1 pseudogene is annotated in these 2,245 nt (G+C 38.1%); it reads right to left on the minus strand.

Annotated elements, in window-relative coordinates:
- Positions 1-2,245: pseudogene (locus tag AC1RRN_RS21410) on the minus strand (hypothetical protein); the annotation flags it as partial.

Consider the following 2,245-nt stretch of genomic DNA (forward strand, 5'->3'; position numbering starts at 1 on the left):
CATTGATCGCAAAGCTTCCCTCAACAACATTACACTGAGCAGCTAAAACAGCAGTCATAACCGGTGTTGGGTCAAGGCCAAGAGTAACTGATACAGGAACAATACATCCATTAGCATCTTTAACATTTACTGTATAATTTCCTGTTGTTGGAATCAGTGGTGAAGATGGATTTGGGAAATATGCATAGCTAGAATATCCAATACTAACTGGACCTCCCACTAATTCATATTGATATGGCGCCGTTCCACCTTGTCCATTAGCAATAATTTGCCCTGCATGTTTACAGCTATCATTTTTAGGTGCAGAAGCACTAGCTGTTAAGGCAACAACAGACTCTCTTATTGTAAAAACTGCTGACGAATTTTTACAACCTGGGTTTGCACCACCAACTTCTTCAAATAAAATATAGTAGGTTCCAGGTGCAAGCAGGCCTGCGGTCTCAACAGCGCTGGTTATCGGAGTTGCACTATCAGGCGAAAGTAAACCTGTAATCGTACCCGTAATAGCAGGTGAAACAGGCTGATTCGTTTGAGAATTATAAATCTCATATTTCACATCTGTACTTGGGAAAAATATATTAGTAACTGTAAAAGATACTTTTCCATCGGGTACAGCTAATCCTTTACATGTTACATTTATTGCAGTAGGATTACTTGTTAAAGTTGATAAAGTAGGCGTTTTGTCTTCCGCTTGCTTGAAAAAGTAGCATTTTGTTGACGAATCATAAACAATGAAAGAATACCTAACCCCTGGATTTAAACCTGTAAAAGTTGATTGTAAATAAAGAGGATCACCAACTGGTGGTAAAGGTAACGTAAGAGCTCCATCTGATGCTCTATACAAAGCAGCAAATGTTGTATAATCATAATTATTTGGATTAGTCGGGTCAACAGGATATTGAGCAAAGTAGTATGGTCCACCGGCAATTGGTGGATGAACACTAACCACAATATCAGCAGTCGTACATGAAGCTGGCCCCTGAACTACATCAATTACTAAATCTTCCGGCGGTGAAGCCATATTAATAGTTTTGGTAACAGAACAACCATTATAATCTGTAACAGTTAATTCATAAATTCCAAAATTTAAAATCTGAAAAGTATGGTTTTCTTTTAAAGTTGGAGCAAAAGTTTGCGTTGCATTTGTATTACTTGTTAAAGTATAAACAAAGCCCGCTTTAGCCGGAGCCGGCAATGTTGGATCAACAGAGCCGCCTGTTAAAGCTGTCACACTAATAGAACCTAACGATGTTCCTGTAGAACCGCCAACACAAGTGATTTGAGTAATTACTTCTGTAAAAGTAATTTTAGCTGGTTCTGCTATAACTACTGGCTTAGGATCTGAAGTACATCCATTAGCATCAGTAATGGTAACCATATAATTTCCACCTGGAAGACCAACAGTCTGTGACCCATAACTTGCTAAAGGAACATTGACTTTTTCAACATTAATTACAAACGGGCCATTACCTACTGAATTATCAATAACAACATTGATAGAACCAGTTGATTCCCCATTACAATAAATAGGATTTACCTGAGTAACAGAAGTAATATTTGGTTTGGTTTTAGGCTGTACTGAAACAGTTGATGTAGTTGTACAACCTTTACTATCTGTAAATGTAAATAAATAAGTTGTTGTCGTTGTAGCTGATGTAGCTGTACCATCTGTGTAAGAAAACGTATTTCCAGTAACATCATGAACTGCCGGAAGTAATGTTCCGTTTAAAGTAACAGTATAAGTATAATTTGGAGCAACTGTATTAGGGGTTCCTCCATTAATGGTACCATCAATAGTAATGGTTGGAGAAAGACAAGTTGGACCGCTTGTTAATATAGCTGTAGATTTCAATTCGTTTGCTATAACCTGGCTTACTGCTGTAGATTTACATCCGTAAGCATCCTTAACAATTACAGTATAAGTACCCGGAAGTAAATTAGAGAAAGTATCTCCCGTCTGATAACTTGTTCCGTTGTTAATACTGTATTCATATGGAGCCATTCCTCCTGAACCGGTAACCTTAATGGTAGCCTGGTTAGTGGTATCATAACAGATATCTGATCCCGTTACACTCGCTGTTGGCAAGCTTGGCGTAGCTAAAGTGAATGGTCTTTGAACAATACACCCGTTTGAATCGGTAACCTCCGCTGTATAAGTTCCTGCTTGTGTAAGACCTGAGAAAGTATTTGAAGCCTGTGGTCCTAAAACTGCAGCATTAGGCTGGATAATTCTAAATGAATTTCC

This window comes from Flavobacterium sp. GW821-FHT11G01, from assembly GCF_058808175.1.